The 16,545-nt window shown below is 68.3% G+C and carries 15 protein-coding genes; 11 read left to right on the top strand and 4 right to left on the bottom strand.

Going from position 1 to position 16,545, the window contains the following annotated elements; translation table 11 throughout:
* The first annotated feature begins 91 nt into the window (after positions 1–91).
* The 6 genes from ACZ4VF_RS24675 (at position 92) to ACZ4VF_RS24650 (ending at position 5,561) form a co-directional block, all read left to right on the top strand.
* The gene (locus ACZ4VF_RS24675; RefSeq protein WP_467928561.1) at positions 92–508 is read left to right on the top strand and encodes a hypothetical protein; all 417 of its coding nucleotides are present in this window, start codon (positions 92–94) and stop codon (positions 506–508) included.
* A gap of 140 nt (positions 509–648) precedes the next feature.
* Positions 649–924, top strand: coding sequence for a hypothetical protein (locus ACZ4VF_RS24670; RefSeq protein ID WP_467928560.1), 276 nt, complete (start codon positions 649–651; stop codon positions 922–924).
* A gap of 174 nt (positions 925–1,098) precedes the next feature.
* The gene (locus tag ACZ4VF_RS24665) at positions 1,099–1,296 is read left to right on the top strand and encodes a hypothetical protein (RefSeq protein ID WP_467928558.1); all 198 of its coding nucleotides are present in this window, start codon (positions 1,099–1,101) and stop codon (positions 1,294–1,296) included.
* Between the two features lie 257 nt (positions 1,297–1,553).
* Positions 1,554–1,766 carry a hypothetical protein gene (locus ACZ4VF_RS24660; protein ID WP_467928645.1) on the top strand — a complete coding sequence of 71 codons (213 nt, stop codon included), beginning with the start codon at positions 1,554–1,556 and terminating at the stop codon, positions 1,764–1,766.
* Between the two features lie 194 nt (positions 1,767–1,960).
* Positions 1,961–2,320 carry a trypco2 family protein gene (locus ACZ4VF_RS24655; RefSeq protein WP_467928557.1) on the top strand — a complete coding sequence of 120 codons (360 nt, stop codon included), beginning with the start codon at positions 1,961–1,963 and terminating at the stop codon, positions 2,318–2,320.
* Positions 2,313–5,561, top strand: coding sequence for an NACHT domain-containing protein (locus ACZ4VF_RS24650; RefSeq protein WP_467928556.1), 3,249 nt, complete (start codon positions 2,313–2,315; stop codon positions 5,559–5,561). Before ACZ4VF_RS24655 ends, ACZ4VF_RS24650 begins: the two co-directional genes overlap by 8 nt.
* A gap of 200 nt (positions 5,562–5,761) precedes the next feature.
* On the opposite strand, the gene ACZ4VF_RS24645 is transcribed toward ACZ4VF_RS24650, so the two are convergent.
* Together ACZ4VF_RS24645 and ACZ4VF_RS24640 are read right to left on the bottom strand one after the other, a co-directional pair.
* Positions 5,762–6,148, bottom strand: coding sequence for a hypothetical protein (locus ACZ4VF_RS24645; RefSeq protein ID WP_467928554.1), 387 nt, complete (start codon positions 6,146–6,148; stop codon positions 5,762–5,764).
* A gap of 425 nt (positions 6,149–6,573) precedes the next feature.
* Positions 6,574–7,758, bottom strand: coding sequence for a helix-turn-helix domain-containing protein (locus tag ACZ4VF_RS24640; protein WP_467928553.1), 1,185 nt, complete (start codon positions 7,756–7,758; stop codon positions 6,574–6,576).
* A gap of 118 nt (positions 7,759–7,876) precedes the next feature.
* Between ACZ4VF_RS24640 and ACZ4VF_RS24635 the strand changes: the two genes are divergently transcribed.
* Positions 7,877–8,428 carry a flavoprotein gene (locus ACZ4VF_RS24635; RefSeq protein ID WP_467928552.1) on the top strand — a complete coding sequence of 184 codons (552 nt, stop codon included), beginning with the start codon at positions 7,877–7,879 and terminating at the stop codon, positions 8,426–8,428.
* Between the two features lie 130 nt (positions 8,429–8,558).
* Here the strand turns inward: ACZ4VF_RS24635 and ACZ4VF_RS24630 are convergent, their stop codons facing one another.
* Positions 8,559–9,320, bottom strand: coding sequence for a phosphoglyceromutase (locus tag ACZ4VF_RS24630; protein WP_467928551.1), 762 nt, complete (start codon positions 9,318–9,320; stop codon positions 8,559–8,561).
* A 204-nt stretch (positions 9,321–9,524) separates the two neighbouring features.
* On the opposite strand from ACZ4VF_RS24630, the gene ACZ4VF_RS24625 reads away from it, so the two are divergent.
* The 4 genes from ACZ4VF_RS24625 (at position 9,525) to ACZ4VF_RS24610 (ending at position 16,020) form a co-directional block, all read left to right on the top strand.
* Positions 9,525–11,219 (top strand): stealth family protein, encoded by a 1,695-nt coding sequence (locus ACZ4VF_RS24625; protein ID WP_467928549.1) that lies wholly within the window; start codon positions 9,525–9,527, stop codon positions 11,217–11,219.
* Positions 11,220–11,234: 15 nt separating this feature from the next.
* Positions 11,235–13,610 (top strand): stealth family protein, encoded by a 2,376-nt coding sequence (locus ACZ4VF_RS24620; protein WP_467928548.1) that lies wholly within the window; start codon positions 11,235–11,237, stop codon positions 13,608–13,610.
* A gap of 77 nt (positions 13,611–13,687) precedes the next feature.
* Complete coding sequence (locus tag ACZ4VF_RS24615; protein WP_467928547.1) at positions 13,688–14,950, top strand: MDR family MFS transporter; 1,263 nt, start codon at positions 13,688–13,690, stop codon at positions 14,948–14,950.
* Positions 14,951–15,174: 224 nt separating this feature from the next.
* Complete coding sequence (locus tag ACZ4VF_RS24610) at positions 15,175–16,020, top strand: GAF and ANTAR domain-containing protein (protein WP_467928546.1); 846 nt, start codon at positions 15,175–15,177, stop codon at positions 16,018–16,020.
* A 50-nt stretch (positions 16,021–16,070) separates the two neighbouring features.
* On the opposite strand, the gene ACZ4VF_RS24605 is transcribed toward ACZ4VF_RS24610, so the two are convergent.
* Complete coding sequence (locus tag ACZ4VF_RS24605; RefSeq protein ID WP_467928545.1) at positions 16,071–16,319, bottom strand: SCO4226 family nickel-binding protein; 249 nt, start codon at positions 16,317–16,319, stop codon at positions 16,071–16,073.
* Between the last annotated feature and the right edge of the window lie 226 nt (positions 16,320–16,545).

Raw genomic sequence — 16,545 nt, 5'->3', positions numbered from 1 at the left:
AAGCCTAGATCCCGGCCCTGAGGAGGTACTCGGACGGGACCTGAGTACGTCCGCCCTGTCCGCCGGCGGCCCGTGGCAGGAGCCTGGAGACATGCGTACAGGTCTCCCGAAACCCGCTCTCCGAATCCTGCCGGCCCTCTCGCCGCTCCTCACGGCCCTGGCGCCGGCCCTGGCCGCCCCGCTGGCGTGGGCCGCCTGGCTGGGCTGGGACCAGCGGCCCGACGTGCGGCCGGACGGCTCGACGACCGGACCCTACGAGGCCTGGCAGGTGATCGGGCTGGTCCTGACCCTGCTGGTGCCGGTGTGCTGGACCGCGTACCGGCGCCACACCGCGAGCGCGGTCCTCGGCACCACGGCGGGCCTGACCGCCGCGGCCTCCTACGACTGGTCGGACGACTCCAGCGGCCTCTTCGCGATCGGCGTGGCCCTGGTCATGACCGGCACCCTGGCCGCGACGGCCGCGGTCTCCGGCATGATCGCGCTGACGACGCGGGAGGTCGGCCGCTGAGCCGGACGCCGGTACCCGGGTGTCACGCCATCCCGGGTGCCCAGGACGGGCGCCGGAGAGGGTGCGACGCTGGAGGGAGGGGCGGATCCGGCCCGCCGGGAACACGACCGCGCGGCCAACCTGGAAGGCAGGTGCGTCCCATGCGCACGTCGACCCGTGTCGCCGGTGCCCTCACCGGCCTGACCCTCACCCTGGGTGGTGCGGTCCTCGCCGCTCCGGCGGCCCGGGCGGACATCCCCGCCTGTACGCAGATGGCCCAACTGGCCGGCGCCACCGCCTCCGACTCGGTCACAGCGGCCTGTGGCCGCGGCGTGGTCGGAGACCTGCAGGGCTGCGTGACCGGGCTGACCGGGGCCGGGGTGGCGAGCGGCGCCGCGACCGGTGCGTGCCGGGCGGCGGCCCACGAACCGCGTTAGAGCACCACGCGGGCCGGCACCGGCCGGAGCCGGGTGCGGCCCGTCTCCCTCCTCGCCCCCCGCCTGCCTCGCGGGCCTCGTGCGCTGCGCCCATGCTGAAGAAGAGGGCGCCGTCGTCTGGAGACGTGTCCTTCCCGAAGGCCGAGCGAGGGCGCCTGAGAGGAGGAGGACGTCATGCGCCTGCGAAGAATCCTGGGCCTGATCCTGGCCACGGCGACCCTTGCCGGCGTGAGCGCCGTCGGCGCCGGGGCCGCCTCGTCTCCGACCATCTCCAGAGACGACTGCACGGCCGCCGGCGGACACATCGTTTCCCGCCCCTACGCCGGCGAGGCCTGCGCGCTGCCCGACGGCACCACACCGCCGATCACCTGACCGGCCCGCGCCCGGCGTGTCAACCGCTCCGACCTCCGCACCCGGCTGGAGCGGGCACGGAACGACGGCACCCGGCCCACCGCCGGGCGGCCGTTTCCGCCGGTCAAGCGGCTCACGGCTCCGTCCGACGGGGCGCGTCACCGCCCCCGCACCAGACGGCACTATCACCCGAATGGCGGAACAAGACGTGCCCCCCACATGGGTGAAGATCAGGCTGGCTAGTGCCCCAACCGAGGCAATCCGTGAAAGGGAAGCACATACGCATTCGACGAACCCTCGCCGCCGCCATCGCCACGGCAGCCCTCGCCGGACTCGGCCTCACAGGCGCCGCGACGGCCATCGCCGCCCCGCAGGCCGCCCCCTCCTACGTCACGCCTTCCCAGTGCAAGCAGGGCGGCGGAACGCCCGCGATCAACGAGGCGGGCAACTACTGCAAGGGCGGTACGTACGACGGACAGAAGGTCGACTGAGCCCCACCGGTCCGAACCCCCAGGGCGCCCCACGGCCACGCGCCGCGGGGCGCTCGCGCGCGAGCTGTGAAAATGAGAAGCAACCTGGCTGAGAGCGGAGCCCTCGGCTCCTGCGCTCGATCACCTGCACTGACTTCTCGTTACACGCCCAAAAATCAAGAACCCATGGCGCCGGGCGACTTACAGACCGTACCGTGTCCAGCGTGGACGCACCCTTTGACGAGATCGGTCTCGCAGATGCTATCTCCGCGATCCGTGATGACATCCTTGCCGCAACGCAGCGAAGCACCGGCTCCCCCTTGCGTTTTGAGCTCGGAGAGATGCAGATGGAGTTCACTGTTGAGCTTCGGCGAGACACTCGCGCCAAGGGCGGTGTGAAGGCCTGGGTCGTCGATGCGTCGGCGGAGCGCGGCCACGGTGCGACACACACCCAGCGGGTAGCTTTCACTCTGAAGCCAAGGAACGCACTTACTGGTCGAGGCTGGGACATCTCAAATGACCAGGAGGGGCGTACCGACCGTTTCGGTGCAAGCGGAGGTGCGTCAAATGAGTAAACAAGCCCTGGAACGTAGTCGAATCGCTGCAGTCTTCTCTGCTGGTCGGCAAGGAAGCGGTTATGCTATTTCCTCTGGTTTGGTTCTGACTGCAGCTCACGTATTGAAAGATATTGATGATGTGCGCGTCATCTTTCCCGGCCAGCCAGCGCAAATTCTCTGCAGAGTCGTGTGGTTGCGTCACGATGAACGATGCGACGCCGCACTACTTGCACCGCATGAGGGCTCATTCAATCACGGAGCTATTCTCGAGTCAGTGTCCTTCACCATCGTCCGCGACTCACTAGAGCCTATAATGAACTGTCAAGCTATTGGCTACCCCAGCGTGCAGCGTGACAACAGGGATGAGTTAGATACGGAGCAATTCATCGGCACGCTGAAACCCGGTGCCAAGATGCTGAGCGCACGATATGTTCTGGACAGCTCCTATCACCCTCCAGTTAAAACTGCGGACGGCAGTTCCCCGTGGGCTGGTTTTTCCGGTGCAGCTGTATTTACGCAAGACACGGTAATCGGGGTCGTGGCGCACGATCCTTCGGGGTGGCAGCACGGTCGCCTTGAGGTAACCTCGGTCGGCGTACTGGAAGCAGATTTGGAATTCAGAAAATGCCTGGATAGAGAAGGCGTGCAGATTCGACTTTTTGAGTCGAGTGATAAGTGCAATTCGGAATCTTCGATATTTGAGCAACGATATCGTGAATATATCGTCTCTAAATATGGCACGTTGACTATTTTCGGTATCAATCTTTCGGATCGCTCGAATGCCGAATGGCCACTTGATGCTGCGTATCTAAGCCTTGAGACGGTGGTCACTGAGGAACCTAGACATGGCAAAACGGATGCCCTGGCGACTCAAAAATCGAGCCAGGTAAAACCTGCCGATCAAGCTTTGGCCGGCCACCATCATGTGCTTCTACGCGGTGTTGCCGGATCTGGCAAAACGACGTTAGTACAGTGGTTGGCTGTCTCTGCAGCCAAACAGCAACTCGAGGAAAACCTTCGCCATCTATATAACCGCGTTCCCATAGTGTTGCCTTTGAGAACGCTGATTCGATTCGGAAGACTTCCCGGGCCAAGTGATTTTTTAGCGGCGGTCCGTAATCCCCTTGCTGGAATCCAGCCCAAGGGATGGACAGAAAGCATTCTGTCACATAAGCGCGGTCTCCTGTTGGTGGACGGCATTGACGAAATTTCCGAGCGTGATCGTGAACGGGTTCGAGAGTGGCTCCGCGATCTCATGTCGGCGTTCCCGCAAAACATGTGGCTAGTAACCTCTCGCCCTTCTGCCGTAACGGACGACTGGCTAGCGACCGAAGGCTTTGTCGAACTCAGTTTGAGCGCTATGGGGCGCAGCGATGTTGCAGCCTTCATTGAACGCTGGCATGCTGCAGCCATATCAATGTGTCAGGACGAAGAGGAAGTACACCGCCTCAAGACATACAAGTCCGCCCTGCTGACAACCGTTCGAGCGAAACAGGACCTTGGGCGCCTAGCCACAAATCCGCTCATGTGCGGACTGATCTGCGCTTTGCATCGCGACCGCAGAGGGTACCTTCCCGAAGGACGAAAACAGCTATACGACGCCGCCCTTTCTATGCTGCTTGCACGCCGCGATCGTGAGCGTGACCTCGACGTCCGTATCTCTGAAGAGCCACAAATCCAGTTGCTGCAAAAGTTGGCCTATTGGCTAATTAAGAACGGTCAAGTGGAAATGGATCGATCCGACGCGATCGATCTAATTAACGCGGCATTTCCTGCCATCCCTTCAGTCGCTGATCTCGGGACGCCTGACCAGGTGTACGACTACATGCTGCTACGCAGCGGGATTATTCGTGAACCGGTTCCAGGAGTTATGGATTTCATTCATAGGACTTTTCAGGATTACTTAGGGGCCAAGGCCGCTGTAGAAGAACGCGACTTCGATTTGATGGTCCGCAATGCCCATCATGATCAGTGGGAAGACGTAATACGTATGGCAGTAGCTCATGCGTATCCCGCGGAAAGAGCCCGGATTCTGCACAAGCTACTGAAGCGTGGCGATCGGGTAAAAACGCATCGTACCCGCCTCCACTTGCTAGCTATGGCTTGTCTAGAGCACGCGACCGAGCTCGACGTCGGTGTTCGCCGGCAGGTCGAGGAACGTGCTGCCACACTGATACCACCCGACGATCACCAATCTTCTGAATCGCTGGCATTAGCCGGGCCTATGGTCCTTGATCTCCTACCTGGTCCAGAGGCAATTACTGAGACACAGGCTCGCGCAGTGGTCAATACGGCTGCTGCAATCCCCTCTGACGCAGCCATGCCGGTTCTTGCGCAGTATCGAGAATATCCGGACCATAGCATCCAAGAGGCCTTGCTCAACGCTTGGCGTAACTTTGATGTTCGCCAATATGGCAGAGAAGTGGTTGCCTATCTGCCGAAAGATATGATGTTCTGGCTCGACTCGATTGACCAGCTAGAATTTCTGAAAGAGGTCGGTGGGCGTGAACGTGTGATTCTCCGAGGAAGTTGCACTACCGATCGTATCGCTAGCGCGATTGCTGGTGATGGGCCGACAGAGCTAGGGCTGCACGATAACAACCAGATAGATAGGCTTGGGAGCATTCCGCTTTCCCGCATCAAAGCTCTGTACCTAGCTAGGTGTCCTCAGGTCCGCGATCTTTCGCCGCTGAAGGAATTCCGGTTTCTGAAGCGTTTGAGCGTGAATGATATGGCGGGTCTTCCAGACCTGCAAGGCCTGAACGCCCTGGATGGCCTTGTCCACCTCAATATCCTTCAGCCTATTTCCCAAGGTGATCTTTCAGTGCTCCCTAAGAGCGGAAATCTGAAGTCATTGGCTCTTTACAGCGAGGCAGTTGACTCGACTGGTCTCCGTGGTCTCTGTGGCCTGCGAGGGCTTGAGGCGTTGTCTATCCGCTGGGTTGACTCGAAGAGTGAAATTTTCATTGAGTGGAGTGAGATTTACTCACATCCTGAACTGTGTCGACTGCGATTGGATCCTCAAGGGCTCGAAGTATTCCTCCAGTGTGGCCATACCTTCAAAAATATAGTCACGCTGGACCTGGAATTGATGCCAAGTCGAACTGCCGAACCGCTGGTGCGAAGAGTTGCAGAAGTGTTCCCTAGACTTCGCTATCTTTCGGGGCGCTGGAGTAAAGAATTCCGAGAGAAGCTTGGCGAAGTTTTGCCCGATGTCAAAGTGAAGTCTCCACGAACCCGATCGGACGACGACTTCTAGACGGCGGAGCGGGTCAAGCCGACCACCCCAGCCACTGCGTACATTCTCTTGAATGCCAGGTGGCTGATTGCTTCGCAGCGCGGCACGGGCGCCGGCCGGGCTGGAGTGGGGCGGAGACAGGAGCGCAGGCCCGGCCGGGGGCCGGGCCTGCGCGCGGGGAGCGGAGCGAGCCGCCTTGAACCAGTGGAGAAAGTTGCAACTCAGTCTGTCGGCGGCCGGAGCTCAAAGTCGTGTGCACACGCGGGTAGTTCGGCCGCCCGGCGGTCCGCGAATGACAGGAAGAGCACCGGCCGGATGGTCCAGGTGATGCGTGTCGTCGCGTGGGTAACCGACACCGTGCACGGTTCGGCCCGTAGCAAGGCTCGTCGAGTCTCGACGCGGCCCTCGTACAGCCACTCCCACGCCTCTTCGGACGCGTCCGCGTCCAGGGCTGGTGAGATGGTGCGGAGTGCGACCGCTACCCAACGGTCTGCCTGAGGTGCCGAGTACGCGTCGAACGATGCCAGCAGCGACGGCCCCCGCTGCTCGGTCAGGTCCTCGGTCCAGCACTCGCACCAGTAGCCGTGCCGTGCCAACGCCTGTGACACGTGCGGCCGTTGCGTGGTGTCAGGAAGAGTGGGGGTGTCGCTCTGCGCCGTCCGAGTCACCGAGCAGCCGTCCCTTCGACTCGGCAGTCCGGGCACTTGCAGGACGGGAAGGCGGAGGTGAACGGGGGCGGGCCTTCGAGGGGTGACACGCTCACCGTGCCGCACTCCTGGATGATGGCTCCATGGCGGTTCACCCGGTACACCCTGATGGTCATCTTGGTGGTCGGCGGGTCATCCTGGGGCGGGCGGGTAGCGTTCGTCATGTCGACGCTCCTTCGCAGCGTTGGCCGGCCCCGGGGCCGTTCGCGCGACCGCCGGGGCGCATCTCGCCTCGTCGTCTTCGCGTGACCGTGACGACGGGTGACTGAAGCGTGACAAACTGCGGGACCACCAACGCTCACAGATTGTGAGCGTGGAGAGCACGTCTAGAGGCCGAGCCAGGCCGCCATGTGGTGGAGTGTCTCCGGGGTGCGGCGGGACTGGTGGACCAGACCGGTGATCGCCTCCCGGGCGGCGGGGTGGTAGCGGGTCTGTTCGGGGTCGACGCGGCGGGCTTCCACGAGTGACCTCAAAGCGGCGTCGGTGTGCCCGGTCTCCATCTCGGCTCGGGCCTGGTCGATCAGGAAGTGGGCCCGGCGGGAAGTGGGGAGCCCGGGAGGAAGTTTGAGGTTCCGGGCCTGCTTCAGGGCGTCGTCGTACTGGCACATCTCGACGGCGGCGGACACCCTGTGCAGGGCGACATTGGTCGGGCCGAAGCTGAGCCAGTGGACATCGGAGGCATCGCCGACGCGCTCTGCGATCCGGTGGGCCTCGGTGATGTGCTGCTCGACCGCCGGCCCCTCCTCGGCGCGGGCGGCGATGACGGAGCCGCCCAGGTGCAGTTGGCCGGTGACTACCAGGGCTTCCCGTGAGTCACCGGCCTCTGCGATCACGTCGTGACCGGCGGCGACGAGGCGTTGTCCGATCCGGTACTCACCCTCACGGAAGTAGACCAGGGCCCGCATGTACTGCCGTACGGCCGCCAGGCAGGGGTCGGAGGCGCGGAGAGCTGCCCAGTTCATGCGGTCCAGGGCGACGGCGGACAGGTCGTAATAGCCGAGCTTCACGCTGATGTCGTGTGCTGTGCGGTACGCCGATGCGAGCGCCCGCCACAGCTCGGTGGAGGGCGTCGACCACGCCGTGTGGGTCAGCTCGGTGATGAGCCCCGGCAGGTCGCGGGCCGCGTTGCGCAAGTGGGTCGCCCGCACTTCGGCGCAGAGGTGATGGGCTCCGGCGATGAGCTGCTGCGCCGGTCGGCTGGTCAGGTCCGGATGGGGGCCGAGGTCGTAGAGGTCGAGGGATTCCCGGATCGGCCGGACCAGTTCGGCGAGACGGTCGCGCTGCAGTTCGGTCACATACGGCTGCCCGGTCAGGACCGTGACGTCGATGCTGAGGGCTTTTGCACAAGCGGCGACGAAGGCGGCGGTGGCCGGGCGCGCTCCACACTCGACCTGGTTCAGGTAGCTGTACGAATAGGGGAGTCGCTCGGCGAACTGCCGCTGGGTGAGCCTGGCCAGTCTGCGTTGTTCCTTGATGCGTGCACCCGCGTGGTCTTCGCCCCGTGTCGGCATGCCGGTCTCCGTTCTGAGCACCCGCTGGGAACCGTACCCGGGTGGTCGTACGGCTATATGCCTTTGCGGCGTCTACTCACCCCCGCGAGGCGGCCGTTGAGTGTGATCGGATACATGCATGACGACGACGCGCCCTGTCCTCTACCTCTTCGGCTCCGCCGCTCCGCCGGTGTTCGACACGGCGACGGTCATCGCGGACGCGCAGGGCCGCGGCTTCGACGTGTGTCTCGGGCTGACCTCGACGGCGGCTCGCTGGCTGGAGCCGCGGAGGGTTGAGTTGGAGCGGCTCACCGGGCACCCCGTACGCAGCGCGTACAAGCTGCCGGGGGAGCCGGACGTGTGGCCCAAGGCGGATGTGATCGCGGTGGCTCCGGCGACCTTCAACACGGTCAACGCGTGGGCCCTCGGCATCACGCGAGAGTTCGTGGTCGGTGTCGTCGCCGAGGGCATCGGCAAGGGCATCCCGACGGTGGCGATGCCCTGCGTGAACGCCGCCTACGCGCGGCACCGGCAGTTCGAGCGGAGCGTCGCGGAACTGCGCGAGATGGGGGTACGGGTTCTCTACGGTGACGGTGGCTTCGTCCCGAACCAGCCGGGGCAGGGCAAGCCGGGGGAGTACCCGTGGCACCTGCTCCTCGGCGCTGTCGAGCAAAGCGTCGCAGCGCGGTAGCCGAGGACCGCCGCCGGCATCCGGGTGCGTCCGCGGTGATCCGGCCATGACGGCCCAGAGAGGGCCCGCGGCAAGAGAAGAGCCCCCTGCCTGCGCAAAAGCCGCGGGCAGAGGGCTCAGCCCTGGGCGCTTACTTCTTCTTACCCTGGTTCTTGACTGCCTCGATCGCGGCGGCCGCCGCCTCCGGGTCGAGGTACTTGCCGCCGGGGGTGACCGGCTTGAAGTCGGCGTCCAGCTCGTAGTAGAGGGGGATGCCCGTCGGGATGTTCAGGCCCGCGATGTCGGCGTCGGAGATGCCGTCGAGGTGCTTGACGAGGGCGCGCAGGCTGTTGCCGTGGGCGGCGACCAGGACCGTGCGGCCGGTCAGCAGGTCGGGGACGATCGCGTCGTACCAGTAGGGGAGCATCCGGATGACGACGTCCTTGAGGCACTCCGTGCGCGGGCGCAGCTCCGGCGGGATGGAGGCGTAGCGGGCGTCGTTCGCCTGGGAGAACTCGGAGTCGTCCGACAGCGGCGGGGGCGGGGTGTCGTACGAGCGGCGCCAGAGCATGAACTGCTCCTCGCCGAACTCGGCCAGCGTCGCCGCCTTGTCCTTGCCCTGGAGGGCGCCGTAGTGGCGCTCGTTCAGGCGCCAGGAGCGGTGGACGGGGATCCAGTGGCGGTCCGCGGCCTCCAGGGCCAGCTGGGCCGTGCGGATCGCGCGCTTCTGGAGGGACGTGTGGACCACGTCGGGCAGGAGATCGGCGTCCTTCAGGAGCTCGCCACCGCGGACCGCCTCCTTCTCGCCCTTCTCGTTCAGGTTGACGTCCACCCAGCCGGTGAACAGGTTCTTCGCGTTCCACTCGCTCTCGCCGTGGCGGAGGAGGATCAGCTTGTACGGTGCGTCGGCCATGGCGTCGAGCCTACCTAAGGGGGGTCGGGGGCGGGACGCGCGCGGGCGCCGTAGCACGCCCGGCCAAGGGAGGAGCACGGAGCGTTCACGGGGGTGTGCTCACCGTCTCACCAAGGCGCGGTTAACTCTCGTACAACCATTCGCCACATTCTCGTGTCTGTTTATCGCCAGGAAGGTAGAGGGCCAGGAAAAGGAGCACAGAACGTGACCGTGCGTTCCTTTGCGCGGCGGATGCGACCGCGAGTCGAGCGGAAGGCCGCCGAGCGCGTGTGGCAGCTGCGTACCATGCGGCGCCGCCGCAAGGCGGCGGTCACGGATCCGGTGCTCCGCCCGGTGGCGGTGCGCGGGCAGCAGTTCTACGGCCGGGTGGTGGACCGGTTCACCGCCGCGGAGGCCGCCGCCTCGAATTTGGATCTTGTTGTCGGCGCGCTGGAACAGGAAGGCATTTCCTATTTCCTCGTGTCCTCCCGCACGCGTTACACGCTCGGTGTGAATGCCGTCGACCGGGAACGATTCCTCGACGCACTGGAGGCGCGGCAGGCGGGCACGGCCGTGTTCATCGGCCGGCCGCTGCCCGGCGGGCAGCTCAAGCACCCCGCCCTGTTCCTGGACGGCGTCCTGCCCGCGGCGCTGCGCACCGCCCCCGTGCTGCGCGTCGGCGAGAACCACCTCGGCCCCGCCGGCCAGCTCCTCGCCGGCCCCGAGCTGGCCTGTGACGTGGAGTTCTGGGAGGACGGCGGCGAGCTGCTCGCCTCCGCCGACGGGCCCCGGCGGCTGGCCAAGGTGCAGCCGCAGGCCTCCGCCGACGTCTTCGCCGAGTCCCTCGTCGCGCCCCGTAACAACGGGATCACCGATGTGCTGCCCGCCGGTGAGCAGAAGCCGGTCGGCGTCCGGGTCGGCGAGCGGGAGGTCCCCAGCTTCGTCCCACTCACCCTGCCCACCGTCAACCAGGTGACCTTCCCCGTCGACGTCGTCTACACCTGGGTCGACGGCGAGGAGCCGGCGATGCGGGCCAAGCGGGCCCGCTACCAGGACGACGGCATCGCCGAGATCCTGGACAAGGAGACCAACGCCTCCCGCTACACCAGCCACGACGAGCTGAAGTACTCGCTGCGCTCCCTCGCGATGTACGCCGACTTCGTCCGGCACATCTACATCGTGACCGACGGCCAGAAGCCGCACTGGCTGGACGACACCGCCCCCGGGATCACGGTCGTCGACCACCGCGACATCTTCCCGGAGGACGTCCTCCCCGTCTTCAACTCGCACGCCATCGAGACGCGGCTGCACCACATCCCCGGCCTGTCCGAGCACTACCTGTACTTCAACGACGACGTCTTCGTCGGCCGCCGCGTCACCCCGGAGCACTTCTTCTTCGGCAGCGGGCTGATGAAAATACCGGTCTCCCCGCTGAAGATCGGCGTCGGCAAGCCGCACGCCGAGGAGACCGCGACCAACTCCGCCAGCAAGAACGTACGGCGGCTGCTGCTGGAGAAGTTCGGGCGGATGACCACGAACAACTTCATGCACACCCCGCTGCCGCAGCAGCGCGGGGCGCTCCGCGCGCTGGAGGAGCTGTTCCCGCTGGACATCGCCCGCACCACCGCGTCCCGCTTCCGCTCGCCGGCCGACATCGCCATGACGGCACCGCTGCTCTACCAGTACGCGCTGATGACCGGCCGTGGCGTGCCCGGCAAGTTCAGCTTCCGCTACGTGAACATCAGCCGGCCCGACGCCGACCGGCGCCTGGCCGACCTGCGCCGCAACCGCCGCTTCGACTTCTTCTGCCTCAACGACGTCGACGTGCCGCCGGAGGAGCGGGAGCAGGTCAGCGTGCGGATGCACCAGTTCCTGGAGAACTACTTCCCCTTCCCCAGCCCTTTCGAGAAGCAGAGCTGACGGGCGGCGGCAGCCATGGCCATCGACCTCCGTCACCGTCTCGCGTCGCCGGCGCCGGGCCTGCGGGCCGTCCGGGACCTGCTGACGCGCCTGCGGCTGTGGCTGTCGGCCCGCCTGTGGGCGCTGCGCGCGGCGCCGGCCCGCCGCCGGCTGCGCGCCGCCGTGCCGGGGCTGCGCCGGGTCGCGTGCGGACCGCTGCGGCTGTACGGGGACACGGTCACCGGCTACACCGCGGCGCAGGCCGCCGCCGTGGACCTGGAGCAGGTGTGCGCCCTGCTGGAGACGGCCGGTGTGCCGTACTTCCTGGTCCCCGGCGAACAGGGGCCCGGGGTGCCGCGGCCGGTGGTCGGGGTGGAGGAGTCGTACCGTGCCGCGGTGCTCACCGGGGCCCGGCGGCACTTCGCGCGCAGCGCCGCGTACGTCGGTGCGGTGGACGCCGACGGCGCGGTGACGAGCGCGGTGCTGTGGGCCGACGGCAGGCTGCCGCGGGCGCTGCGCGGAGCGCCGGTGCTACGGGTCGGCCTGGTCAGGCTGGGGCCGGGCGGGCAGGTGCTCGGCGGCCTGGAGACGGGCTGCGACGTCGAGTTCTGGCGCTACGGCCGCGATCTGGGCCGCGACCCGGCCCACCTCACCGTCCCCGGCGCCCGCCTGCAGGACGACTTCGGTCCCTCCCTGGTCGCCCCGCGCCCCAACGCCGTGTCGGAGGTACTGCCGACCGGGGCGTGGCAGGCGACAGGGGGAGGCGCGGGGGAGCCGGTGGCGGGGCGGGAGTGCGTACCGGATGCCCTCGACGGGCTTGAGCGGGGGCCGGGCCTGTCGTCGGGGATGACGGCGGCAACCGGACAGCCGTCGGCCTCGCCCGCCTCACGGCTGCCGGTCACGCCCGCCCCACAGCCGTCGGCCACGGCGTCCGGGCAGCCGTCGGCCTCGCCCGCCTCACGGCTGCCGGTCACGCCTGCCCCACAGCCGTCGGCCACGGCGTCCGGGCAGCCGTCGGCCTCGCCCGCCTCACGGCTGCCGGTCACGCCTGCCCCACAGCCGTCGGCCACGGCGTCCGGGCAGTCGTCGGTCACGCCCGCCCCACGGCTGTCGGCCCCGCCCGTCCGGCAGTCGTCGGTCACGCCCGCCCCACAGCCGTCGGCCACGGCAGCCGGGCAGTCGTCGGCCACGGCAGCCGGGCAGTCGCCGGCCACAGCGTCCGGGCAGTCGTCGGTCACGCCCGCCCCGCAGCCGTCGGCCACGTCGGCCCGGCAGCCGTCCGCCCACCAGCCGCCCGCCCCCTTCCCCGCGGCACCGGCCCGCCGCCCCCTGCCCACCTTCCCCGCGTTCGCCGAGCCCGGTGTCGATCAGGTGTGCTTCCCCGTCGACGCCGTGTACACCTGGGTCGACGGGGACGATCCGGTGATGGCGGTGAAGCGGCGGGCGCACCAGGCGCTCTCCGACAACGTCATCGCGCCGCGTGAGACCGGTGCCTCCCGGTACACCAGCCATGACGAGCTGAGGTACGCGCTGCGGTCGCTGGAGATGTACGCCGGTTTCGTCCGGCACGTCTATCTCGTGACCGACTCGCAGACGCCCTCCTGGCTGGATCCGGAGGCGGAGGGGCTGACCGTGGTCGACCACCGGGACATCCTCCCGGCCGACGCGCTGCCCGTCTTCAACTCGCACGCGATCGAGAGCCGGCTGCACCACATCCCCGGCCTGTCCGAGCACTACCTGTACTTCAACGACGACGTCTTCATCAACCGCCCGGTCGGCGCCGAGCGCTTCTTCCACGGCAACGGCATCGCCCGCATCCCGCTGTCCCCGCTCAAGCTCGGGGTCGGCGCCCCGCACCCCCTGGAGCCGGCGCCGAACTCCGCCGGGAAGAACGCCCGTGAGGTGATCCGGCGCTTCCACGGCAGGTACGTCACCCACAAGTCGCTGCACACCCCGCACCCCCAGCTGCTGTCGGTGATGCGGGAGATGGAGAGCCTCGGCATCGAGGAGCTGGAGCGGACGTCGTACTCCCGTTTCCGGTCCACCACCGACGTCGCCCCGGCGTCCACGCTCCACCACCACTGGGCGATCGCGACGGGCCGGGCGGTGCCGGCCGAGTACAGCTTCCGGTACGTCCAGCTCGGCACCCCGGACATGCGCCGGAGGCTGGCGCGGCTCGCGGCGGGCGAGGACGTGGACTTCTTCTGCCTGAACGACGTGGACACCGCCCCGGCGGACCGGGCGGCGGCCCAGGAGGCGATCCGGGCCTTCCTGGAACGGAAGTACCCGTTCCCGAGCCGCTTCGAGCGGGCCGCCCGGACCACGCCGTACCCGTCCCCGGCTCCCGCCCGAGGGGGACGGAGGGCGTCCCGGCGCCGGCCGGCAGCTGCCCGATTGACGTTGAACCGCTAATTGAGTGGCGCCCCCCAGCACCGCATTTGTAACGTGTGCTCGCCGCTTGAGCCGCTTACACAACCGGGGGATCCTCGATGTCACCAGCCCGCATGAGACGAGCCGTGAGCGAATCGGTCTCCGGGCTGCCCCGCGCGTTCTGGTGGCTGTGGGTCAGCACCCTCGTCAACCGGCTGGGCGCGTTCGTGGCCACCTTCATGGCCCTCTACCTGACCCTCGACCGCGGCTACTCGGCGTCGTACGCGGGTCTCGTCGCCTCCCTGCACGGCCTCGGCGGGGTCGTCTCCTCGCTGGGCGGCGGGGTGATGGCCGACCGGCTCGGCAGGCGGCCCACCCTGCTCGTCGCCCAGACCGCCACCGCGGCCTCCGTCGCCCTGCTCGGCTTCATGACCGACCCGGCGGCCATCGCGGCCGTCGCCTTCCTCGTCGGCATGGCCTCCAACGCCTCCCGGCCCGCCGTCCAGGCGATGATGGCCGACATCGTCCGCCCCGAGGACCGGGTGCGGGCCTTCTCCCTCAACTACTGGGCGCTCAACCTCGGCTTCGCCGTCTCCTCCATGGCCGCCGGGTTCATCGCCGAGTTCAGCTATCGCGCCGGGTTCCTCATCGAGGCCGGCATGACCCTGGCCTGCGCGGCCGTCGTCTTCGCGAAGCTGCCCGAGTCCCGGCCCGCGCCCGCGGCCCGGCAGGCGGAGGCGGGGATCGGCCTCGGCACGGTCCTGCGGGACGGGCGGTACATGGCCGTCGTCGGACTGTCCTTCCTCGTCGCCCTGGTCTTCCAGCAGGGATCGGTCGGGCTGCCGGTGGCGATGGGCCGCGCCGGGTTCTCGCCCGCCGACTACGGCCTGGCCATCGCCGTCAACGGCATCCTGATCGTCGCGCTGCAGATCCCGGTCACCCGGTTCATCGAACACCGCGATCCGCGCACCCTGCTGGTCGCCTCCTCGGTCCTCGCGGGCTACGGCTTCGGACTGACCGCGTTCGCGGGCTCGGTCGGGGTCTTCATGCTCACCGTGTGCGTGTGGACCCTCGCCGAGATCGTCAACGCCCCGACCCAGACCAGCCTCGTCGTCCGCCTCTCCCCGGTGCACGGCCGCGGGCGCTACCAGGGTGTGTACTCCCTGTCCTGGTCCCTGGCCGCCCTCGTCGCCCCGCTGATGTCGGGCGCGGTCATCGACCGTCTCGGCGCGCCATGGCTGTGGGGCATGTGCGCGGCGGTGGGCACGGTGGCGGCGGCCGGGTACGGCGTCCTCATGCGCCGCCTGCCCGCGGAACCACCGGCCCGGACCCCGGCCCCGGCGGTGCGGGAGCGGGAAGAGACCGGGGCGCGTACCGCCTAGGCGGTGCCCCGCCGTGGAGGGGACGGCGGGGCAGCGGCACCGGGCAGCGGGCCCGCCCCGTCGCGGCGGAAACGCGCAGTTACTTCCGCCGTCCTGGGAACCCGGTCTGCGCAGTCCGGGGATCAGGCCGGGATCCGGCCGGACCGGTGGCTCGGACCGGCCCCTCGGACCGGCGGATCCGCTCGGTGGATCCGTTCGACGGAGAGCGTGCCGCGGCGGGAGTGATGAGGATGCCGCCCGAGGAGCCCGGAACGTGGGCCGGCGGCGGGGTGCCGTCGGACGCCGAGGGGCGGCTGCGGGTCAGCGAGGTGCTGGCCGCCGCCGCGCGCGGCACCGACGACCCGCTGGCGGTGCCCCACGCGCTGTGCGCCGCGTGCGTGCGGCTGCTGCCGGTGACCGGTTGCTCCGTGTCGATCTCCGGTGGCAGGGGGGTGCGCGTGACCTGGTGCGCCAGCGACCGGGTCGCCGCCCGGCTGGCGGAGTTGCAGTACACCGTCGGCGACGCCCCCTGCCAGACCGCTCTCGACCTGGGGGCCCCGGTCCTCGCGGCCGACCTCACCCGCGGCCCCGACGTGCGCCGCTGGCCGATCTTCACGCAGGAGGCGGTGATCCTCGGCGTCCGCGCGGTCTTCTCGCTGCCGATCGGCGTCGGTGGAGCCGCCGTCGGCACGCTCGACCTGTACAGCGACCGGGTGGGCGGGCTGGCGGAGCCCGATCTCCGGGTCGCGCTGTGGGTGCGGGACGCGGTCACCTTCGCGTTGATGAACTTCCGGAGCGCCGTCCGCGGCGCCGGCGGGGCGGCCGGCGGCGAGGAGCCGGAGGACGAGGCGGCCTCCTGGGTGGCGGCCTCGGAGGCCGACCACACCGAGGTCCACCAGGCGGTCGGCATGGTGATGGTGCAGCTCGACCTCGACCCGGAGCAGGCCCTGGACCGGCTGCGGGCCCGCGCGTACGCCGACGGCCGCACGGTCAGCCAGGTGTCCCGGGACGTCCTCTCCCGCCGGCTGAGCTTCCGCCCGGAGGCGCACGGCGGCGGCCCCGCCCGGCCGTACGACGACGGCGGTCCGTGACCCGCGGTTCGGCCCGGCGGCAGCCGGTCCCGGCCGAACGGGCAGAAAGGTCAGGCCTCCAGCGACACCGCGTGCACCTCGTCCGCGCGGTGCCCCGCGCGTTCGTGCACGCGCTGCACGGCCTCGGCCGAGGGTGCCTCGGAGAGGCAGTAGACGGTCCCGGTCCCGGGGTCCGCCCAGGCGTGCTCGAAGTGCACGGACTCCTCCTCTTCGATGGCGAGGTCGGCCTGGTGCGCCTCCATCAGCTTCTCGGCCGTGATGCCCTGCATGCCGCGGTGTACGTCCATGAACTTGGCCATGGCTCCCGCACCTCCTCTCGACGCCGTTCACGTCCATGCTGCGCCCGGCGGACGGGAGGGGCATCCGGTACGGCGCGGGGGGGGGGGGGGGGGGGGGGGGGGGGGGGGGGGAGGGGTGGGGGGGGGGGGTGGGGGGGGGGGGGGGCAGGCCTATCTAGCCGTGCACCTCGGCGTGCCGGAGCAGCATGTCGCCACCGACGGTGAACGTCTGCGAGTCGAGCGCGGC

This window comes from Streptomyces sp. NPDC029151 (genome assembly GCF_055564315.1).
Note: the sequence above shows the minus strand (reverse complement) of the source record. Positions and strands in the feature narration are given on the sequence as shown.

Coding starts and splice junctions, on each gene's coding strand:
- ACZ4VF_RS24675 (WP_467928561.1), top strand. CDS start 92: ATGCGTACAGGTCTCCCGAAACCCGCTCTCCGAATCCTGCCGGCCCTC.
- ACZ4VF_RS24670 (WP_467928560.1), top strand. CDS start 649: ATGCGCACGTCGACCCGTGTCGCCGGTGCCCTCACCGGCCTGACCCTC.
- ACZ4VF_RS24665 (WP_467928558.1), top strand. CDS start 1,099: ATGCGCCTGCGAAGAATCCTGGGCCTGATCCTGGCCACGGCGACCCTT.
- ACZ4VF_RS24650 (WP_467928556.1), top strand. CDS start 2,313: ATGAGTAAACAAGCCCTGGAACGTAGTCGAATCGCTGCAGTCTTCTCT.
- ACZ4VF_RS24640 (WP_467928553.1), bottom strand. CDS start 7,758: ATGCCGACACGGGGCGAAGACCACGCGGGTGCACGCATCAAGGAACAA.
- ACZ4VF_RS24635 (WP_467928552.1), top strand. CDS start 7,877: ATGACGACGACGCGCCCTGTCCTCTACCTCTTCGGCTCCGCCGCTCCG.
- ACZ4VF_RS24630 (WP_467928551.1), bottom strand. CDS start 9,320: ATGGCCGACGCACCGTACAAGCTGATCCTCCTCCGCCACGGCGAGAGC.
- ACZ4VF_RS24620 (WP_467928548.1), top strand. CDS start 11,235: ATGGCCATCGACCTCCGTCACCGTCTCGCGTCGCCGGCGCCGGGCCTG.
- ACZ4VF_RS24615 (WP_467928547.1), top strand. CDS start 13,688: ATGTCACCAGCCCGCATGAGACGAGCCGTGAGCGAATCGGTCTCCGGG.
- ACZ4VF_RS24610 (WP_467928546.1), top strand. CDS start 15,175: ATGAGGATGCCGCCCGAGGAGCCCGGAACGTGGGCCGGCGGCGGGGTG.
- ACZ4VF_RS24605 (WP_467928545.1), bottom strand. CDS start 16,319: ATGGCCAAGTTCATGGACGTACACCGCGGCATGCAGGGCATCACGGCC.